The organism is Sphingomonas sp. CFBP 8765 (assembly GCF_014841445.1).
Classification (GTDB): domain Bacteria; phylum Pseudomonadota; class Alphaproteobacteria; order Sphingomonadales; family Sphingomonadaceae; genus Sphingomonas; species Sphingomonas aerolata.
The window spans coordinates 600,689-607,269 of record NZ_JACYTY010000003.1; the positions used below are offsets into that span (position 1 = coordinate 600,689).

Genomic DNA, 6,581 nt, shown 5'->3' on the forward strand with positions numbered 1-6,581 from the left:
GGTTCGCGGCAATTTTCATGCGCCGGACCATGACCGGATCGCGTCGATGCGTGGTCCGCGTGACGAACCTCGCGGCGCTGGGATCCGTCGTTACGCGTCTGCCAGCATCTGCTCGGCAAGGCGTCGGCCGGATAGCCAGCCGCTCTCGATCCGCGGCGCCAGCAGCCAGTCGCCCGCCGCCCCGATCCCCTCGCCCGCATTCCAAAGGCAGCCGGACTCGCCCGCCGCGGCGCGGGCATAGCGCCAACGATGACCGACACGGACGATCGGCACGGGCAGCGCGTCGGCACACTGCGCGGCGAGCGCCGCCTGCAGCTGATCGACCACCGTCTCCGCCGCGTCTTCCAGATGATCGCGGGACCAGTCTGGCGTCGCCTGGACGACCCAGGCCTCCGGACCATCGCGTCCGGGTTTCGCGCTGTTGCGCGCGGCCCAGCCGATGATGCCGCGATCCTTCAGCACATCGTCGGGAATCGATAGCGGCGTCTCGAACGCGAACATCGCCGTCCAGCACGGCGCAGACCGGCTGTCCGTCGCGACGCGCGCCATCGCCGCGTCATGCGGTGCGAGGAGCGCCGCCGCCTGTTCCGCAGGGATCGCGACGACGACGCTGTCGAACAGCGCCGCGTCGCCGGGATCGAGCTGCCACCCCGCGGCCGTCTTGCGCAGCGCGGTGACCTGGGTGTTCCAGCGCACGTCCGTCTGCGCCGCAAGATGCCCGACGATCGCGTTCATCCCCGGCGTCCCGACCCAGGCATCGGGCCCCGCCGCGGGCCAGCGCGCGACGACGCCCGCCGCCGCCCAGCCCTGCATCGCCGCCACGAAATCCGGGTCGCGCATCGTCAGATATTGCGCGCCATGGTCGAACGCGATCATGCCGCCGGGCGTCTCGATCCGCCGCGTCGCCATCCGACCACCCGCCCCGCGTCCCTTGTCGAACAGTGTCACCTCGCAGCCGTCCTGCTGGAGTCGCAGCGCACAGCTCAGGCCCGCAATTCCTGCACCAATGATCGCAACCTTCATGACGTCTCCGATCGACGATCCGCGGGACGGCGCGATACCGCTCCCGGGCCTAACCGACCAGCCTGAAATCCCCCGGGGCCTATCGACCGGCGTATCGGTCAGATCGTCTCGGATCGCATCGTCCGCACCGTATAGACCTCGACCCCCTGCCATGTGTCGGACTCGAAGCGGACGCGGATTTTCGACTTGCCGCGCGTGGTTTCGGGCGGCAGCGTATAGGTCCGGACGTTGCGGGCGGCGGTGACGTCACCCGTGAGCCGCTCGCGCGCCAACGGCATACCGTCGACCGAGATCCGAAAATCCTTGTTGCGCTGTCCGCCGCCATATTCGACCTGCAGCGTCAGCGGCCCCGGCGCGACCGCCAGGTCGAATTCGAAATATCCGATGTTCACGTTGCGGCTACGGTCGGCGACATGCGACACCGCCGCAGAGTTGCCGCTGTCGGCGAACGCGTGGTCGACCTCGGGCTGCTGCTCGCCCAGTCGGATGACATCGACCGTCCGCGCGGCCAGCGCCGCCCGCTCCTGCGACGCACGCGCCCAGGCGAGCTGCGCAGTCGGCCACTCGGCGGTGCCGAACCGGCGGAAATAGACCGCGGTGCGGTTGTCATGCTGCGCAAAAAACGGTCGCAGCGTCAGGTCGCCCGGCTTGCCCTGCCCGCCCAGTCGATACCGGTGCAACCCGCCTGCCGCCGCCAGCACAGGTTCCGCCCGGTCGGTGACGAGCGCGGGGTCCGGCCCGTCGGACCGACGGTCCCCCGCGCCCATATCGGCCGCAAGGACCAGCGGGCCGCTGAGGAACGCGATCAGCCTGGGATCGTCGGGCATCGATTCGACGCGCACCGGCATGGGCAGCGACAAGGCAATCTGATCGCCCGCCTTCAGCCCGGTCAGCAGCAGATACGCGCCGTCGCGCACGCCGGCCGTTCTGCCGTTCACCTGCAACAGCGGCGCTGCGCACCAGCCGGGCACGCGGAGCGCCAGCGTCCGCGGCGCTGTCCTGACGGCGATCCGCACCGTGTCGCCGAGCGGGAATTGCGTATCGATGTCGAGCTTCGCCTCGGGGGCATCCAGCGTGGAGGCATAATAGAGGTTGATCGCAACCGCATCGCCGCGCTTCCAGTAGATGCTCTCGCCGTGCTTCGAATGGCTCTCCATGCCCGACCCGACACAGCACCAGAAATCCTCGGTCGGGCTCGAATGCACACGCCCCATGCCCGGCGCCAGCGCGGTGAAATAGGTGAACATCCCCGTGTCGGGGTGCTGCTGGCTCATGATGTGGTTGAGATGCACGCGCTCGTAAAAGTCGAAATAGCGCGCATCGCCGGTCCAGCCATAGAGATGCCGGGTCAGGCGCAGCATGTTGTAGCTGTTGCACGCCTCGCACGTCTGCTGGTCGAGCCGCTGGGCAAGCTTGCGCGGCTCGCCGAAATGCTCGTGGTCCGAATTCCCGCCGATGACATAGCTGTGGTCGCGCGTCACGATCGTCCAGAACGACCGGGCGACCCTGGCATGATCGGTATCGCCGGTCAGCTCATGCAGCCGCGCCTCCCCCACGATCTTCGGGATCTGGGTGTTGGCGTGATGCCCCGCGAGGTCGTCGCGCGCGTCCCTGAGCGGGTCGACGATCGCGTGATGCCGCAGCCGTTCGGCCAGCGTCAGCCAGCGGCGATTGCCGGTTCGCGTGTACAGCTCGGCATAGGATTCGGTCAGCCCGCCATGTTCGGTCCGCAGGATGTCCTGCACCTGGACGTCGTTCAGTCCTTCCAGGATCGTGCCGAGATAGGTCCCAAGCCTGATCGCCACGGCCAGACCCTCTGCAAGCCCGGCATGCCGGTGCGCGTCGAGCACGCCCGCCATGACCTTGTGATAGGTGTACAGCGGCACCCATCCTTCGTTCAGGCTGAACCCGGTCGACCGGATCTCCCGCTTGCGCAGTTCCTCGTACACGACCTTGCCATCGACGGTCTTGCCGTCGCGCTCGACGGTCGTCCCGCCGGCATAGCCATCGCCCTGCTTCCGCTGGATCGCCTTGAGTTCGGCGACGATATAGGCCGCGCGGTCACGGAATTGCTGGTCCCCCGTCTGCGCATAGATCAGGGACAGTGCGCTGAGATAATGACCGAGCGAATGCCCGGCGATCCCGCGTGACTCCCATCCGCCATAGACTTCGCCCTTGGTCGGCAACCCTGCCCCGGCATGGAAATTGTGCAGCAGACGGTTCGCATCGAGCGACAGCAGATAGCGCTGGTTCGCCTGCACCGACGTCAGAAAGATCGACGGCCGCAACCGCACCTGCGACAGCGGAAACGGGGTCGCCGCCGAGGGTGCACCCGCCGCCGCCAGGGCGAATGGCGGCACCGCCCCCAGCGCAATCCCTGCGCCTAGCGCACCGCGACGCGTCCAACCCATGTCACTCTCCCAGCCACGTCTTCAGACACAGGCTATCGGCTTCACTTGTCGGAGTAAATCCCGGGACTGACATGAGCTTCCGGTGTGATCGCGACCACCACTGCGCCGTGATCCAGACCCGGCCCCACCTACGCGAGGGTCTCAGTCGCGCGGCGCGCGAGCGATCACCGCCTGCGCGGCCCGGAGGCGGGCCTTCCAGATCTTCACCGACGGATGCCCGGCCGCGAGGCCGGCGAGCCGCCCCTCGATCTGGACGGCCTCGTGCTTGGCTGCGTCGAGCTCGGCGGCTGTCGGCGCAGGCTGGATATTGGCGCGCGCGTGTGCGCCGGTGCGTCCCTTGCTCTTGGTCATGGCCAAAGCGATGGCCCCGGATGCCGCGCCGCGTCAATGCGGAACGGTAGCGACACGGCCCGCTGTGGCGCGCGCAACACCCGAGCAAGGTCGCGTCAGCGCTTGACGCGTTCCGCCATCGCGGCGTTGCCCTGCCCGGCCGCGACCGAACCTGCCGATCGTCCCGCCGCGTCCTCGATCGTCCGGTCCGCACCCGCCGCCAGCAACAGGTCGACCTGTGCCCGGCGATTGAAGAGCGATGCCATCATCAGCGCGGTCTGCCCGGCATGATTGCGCGCGTTTACGTCGCACCCTGCCTTCAGCAGCCGCGCCGCGATCGCATCCTCGCCCTTGAACGCGACACCCATCTGCGCGCTGTTGCCCTGGTCGCGATCCGGACGGCAGGCGTCGGCGCCCTTGCCGATCAGCGCGTCGACCGTGGCAAGCTGTCCGTTATACGCCGCCAGGATCACGGGCGTGAAACCGCGCTCGTCATAGGCATTGATGTCGGCGCCGGCCTTGAGCAGCGGATCGATCATGTCCGTGCGGCCGAGCCGCGCCGCCTCGAACAGCAGCTGCTGGCGACGCTCGGGTGATGGCAAGGCCGCGACCGCAGGGGGCGTGCGTCGCTCGGTCGCAGCGGCCTGTGGACCGGCTGCGGCGAGCAGCGCGGCAAGATAAGTCAGCATCGTCGGTCTCGATTCCTTGAAGTCTGCCACGGCAGGAGGCGCGCGCCATGCCGCGCCTCCTGCCCCGGGATCAGCGGGCGCCCTGGCCCGGGTTGGCGGCGCGATAGTCCGCCACCGCGCGCGACACGTCGGCGATCGGCACGTTCACCGCGGTTGCCAGGCGCGTGCCGAAGTCCTTGTCGGCCTGGTAAAAGTAGCTGACCATGATCGTCTTCGTCCGCGCCGACGTCACGACATTGAGATCACCCGCCAGGTTGGTGACCAGATCCGCCTTGTCCTGCGGCTTCAGCGCCCGGTAGAATTCGCCCGCCTGGGCGAAGTTGTTGGTCTTGGCGATCGGCTTCGCATCGACGGTCGCGTCGATGCCATAGGGCGCGGCGCGGAAGCGGGCATCGGTCGACTTTGCCGCGGTCGCCGCCGGGAAATAATTCACGTCGGACGCGCGGTTGGCGTGGTCGAGCTGGCCGTCCTGGTAATTGTTGACGACGCTCGCGAGCGGACGATTGACCGGCAACTGCATCGCATTGGCGCCGATGCGATAGCGCTGCGTGTCCGAATAGGAAAACAGCCGCCCCTGCAGCATCCGGTCCGGCGACGCCTCGATCCCCGGCACGAGGTTGGCCGGTGCGAACGCCGACTGCTCGGTATAGTCGAAGAAGTTGGTCGGCACCTTGTTGAGCGTCATCTCGCCGATCTTGCGGAACGGTACGCCCAGCCATTCCTTGGTGTCGTCGAACGGATTATAGTCGAGCTTGGCGAACGCCGACGCCGACATCGTCTGCACCATCAGGTCCCAGACGGGGAAGTTGCCCTTGCCGATCTCGCCATAAAGATCGTCGGTCAGGTAGTTCCAGGTCGCGGTCGCGACCTGCGCGCCGTTCAGGTTGCGCACGCCCTGGCGGCTGATCCAGCGGAACTTGGCGAACACCGTTTCGCCCTTGGCATTCACGAGCTTGAAGGCATGGACGCCGTTGCCGTCCATCGTCCGGTAGGATGCCGGCGTACCAAGGTTCGAATAGACATGCGCGAGCATGTTGGTCGCCTCGGGCGTGGCCGAGAAGAAGTCGAAGAAGCGATTGGGGTCCTGCTTGTTCGTCAGCGGCGAGGGCTTGAGCGCGTGGATCATGTCCGGGAACTGGATCGCGTCGCGGATGAAGAAGATCGGCAGGTTGTTGCCGACCAGATCCCAATTGCCCTGATCGGTGTAGAATTTGGTCGCAAAGCCGCGCGGATCCCGCATGCCCTCGGGGCTGCCCGAGGGGTGGATCACGGTCGAGAAGCGGACGAACACCGGCGTCTGCTTGCCGGGCATGAACAGCGATGCACCGGTGATGCTCGAAATGTCCGCGGTCGCGGTGAACACGCCGTGGGCACCGGTTCCGCGGGCATGGACGACGCGCTCGGGCACGCGCTCCCGGTCGAAGCGTGCGAGCTTCTCGATCAGCGTCGTGTCCTCAAGCAGGACGGGGCCAAGGTCGCCCGCCGCCTTCGAGTGGCGGTTCTCGCCGATCGGCGCGCCATTGTCGCGGGTCATCTGCGGTGCGGCGACACTCGCTGAATCACCCTTGGCTTCGACGGTGCCGGCAACCCCGGCCTGCGCCAGCGCGGGCTTGCCGGCGCTGGACGGGGCCGCCGCGGTCGTCATGCGGGTTTCCGCCTGCGTCTCGGCCGGCGCCACCGTCTGCGCGGCGACTGGCTGAATCATGGCACCAGCCGATGTCGCAGCCAGCAGCATCGCCGTCACGGCCTGACGGCTCTTCACGTTCTTCATCTCTATCCCTTAATCCTGCATGCCATCAGCGTGGCATCCCCGCACAGAGCGTGCGGCACCGGCGCCTCCTGATCGAGGACGCGCATCGCGCCAAACGGAGCTTCTGGATCACAGCAATCGAGCAGGACGATCGAGCCGCCATCGCGCCGCTCGCCGGACGATTGCCGAACGATCCTGACCGGGATAGACCGGCGCCGCTGACCTGTTCGATCCGAGCAGGGCGGCATGATCGCGTCGGTGCCCCGAAAGGGCTTAATAGGGAACGCGGTGAGGGTGGTTCGCCACCTGAAGCCGAGGCTGTCCCTGCAACTGTAAGCGGCGAGCGCGATGCATTTCGCTTCTTCCTGCAAAGGAAGG

General features: G+C 67.4%; 5 protein-coding genes and 1 riboswitch. All 5 genes read right to left on the minus strand.

Features of this window, described 5'->3' with window-relative positions:
* Positions 1-90: 90 nt before the first annotated feature.
* The gene (locus IFT87_RS11420) at positions 91-1,023 is read right to left on the minus strand and encodes an NAD(P)/FAD-dependent oxidoreductase (protein ID WP_037527418.1); all 933 of its coding nucleotides are present in this window, start codon (positions 1,021-1,023) and stop codon (positions 91-93) included.
* Between the two features lie 98 nt (positions 1,024-1,121).
* Entirely contained in the window at positions 1,122-3,434 is a 2,313-nt protein-coding gene (locus IFT87_RS11425; protein WP_192008487.1) for a glycoside hydrolase family 127 protein, read from the minus strand.
* A gap of 141 nt (positions 3,435-3,575) precedes the next feature.
* A complete protein-coding gene (locus IFT87_RS11430) occupies positions 3,576-3,785 on the minus strand; it encodes a hypothetical protein (RefSeq protein ID WP_037527415.1) in 210 nt (69 codons plus the stop codon).
* Between the two features lie 95 nt (positions 3,786-3,880).
* Entirely contained in the window at positions 3,881-4,453 is a 573-nt protein-coding gene (locus IFT87_RS11435; protein ID WP_192008489.1) for an ankyrin repeat domain-containing protein, read from the minus strand.
* A 70-nt stretch (positions 4,454-4,523) separates the two neighbouring features.
* The gene (locus IFT87_RS11440; RefSeq protein WP_274602535.1) at positions 4,524-6,224 is read right to left on the minus strand and encodes a catalase; all 1,701 of its coding nucleotides are present in this window, start codon (positions 6,222-6,224) and stop codon (positions 4,524-4,526) included.
* A 218-nt stretch (positions 6,225-6,442) separates the two neighbouring features.
* Positions 6,443-6,581, plus strand: a riboswitch (cobalamin riboswitch). This riboswitch is flagged as partial in the annotation.

Coding starts and splice junctions, on each gene's coding strand:
- IFT87_RS11420 (WP_037527418.1), bottom strand. CDS start 1,023: ATGAAGGTTGCGATCATTGGTGCAGGAATTGCGGGCCTGAGCTGTGCG.
- IFT87_RS11425 (WP_192008487.1), bottom strand. CDS start 3,434: ATGGGTTGGACGCGTCGCGGTGCGCTAGGCGCAGGGATTGCGCTGGGG.
- IFT87_RS11430 (WP_037527415.1), bottom strand. CDS start 3,785: ATGACCAAGAGCAAGGGACGCACCGGCGCACACGCGCGCGCCAATATC.
- IFT87_RS11435 (WP_192008489.1), bottom strand. CDS start 4,453: ATGCTGACTTATCTTGCCGCGCTGCTCGCCGCAGCCGGTCCACAGGCC.
- IFT87_RS11440 (WP_274602535.1), bottom strand. CDS start 6,224: ATGAAGAACGTGAAGAGCCGTCAGGCCGTGACGGCGATGCTGCTGGCT.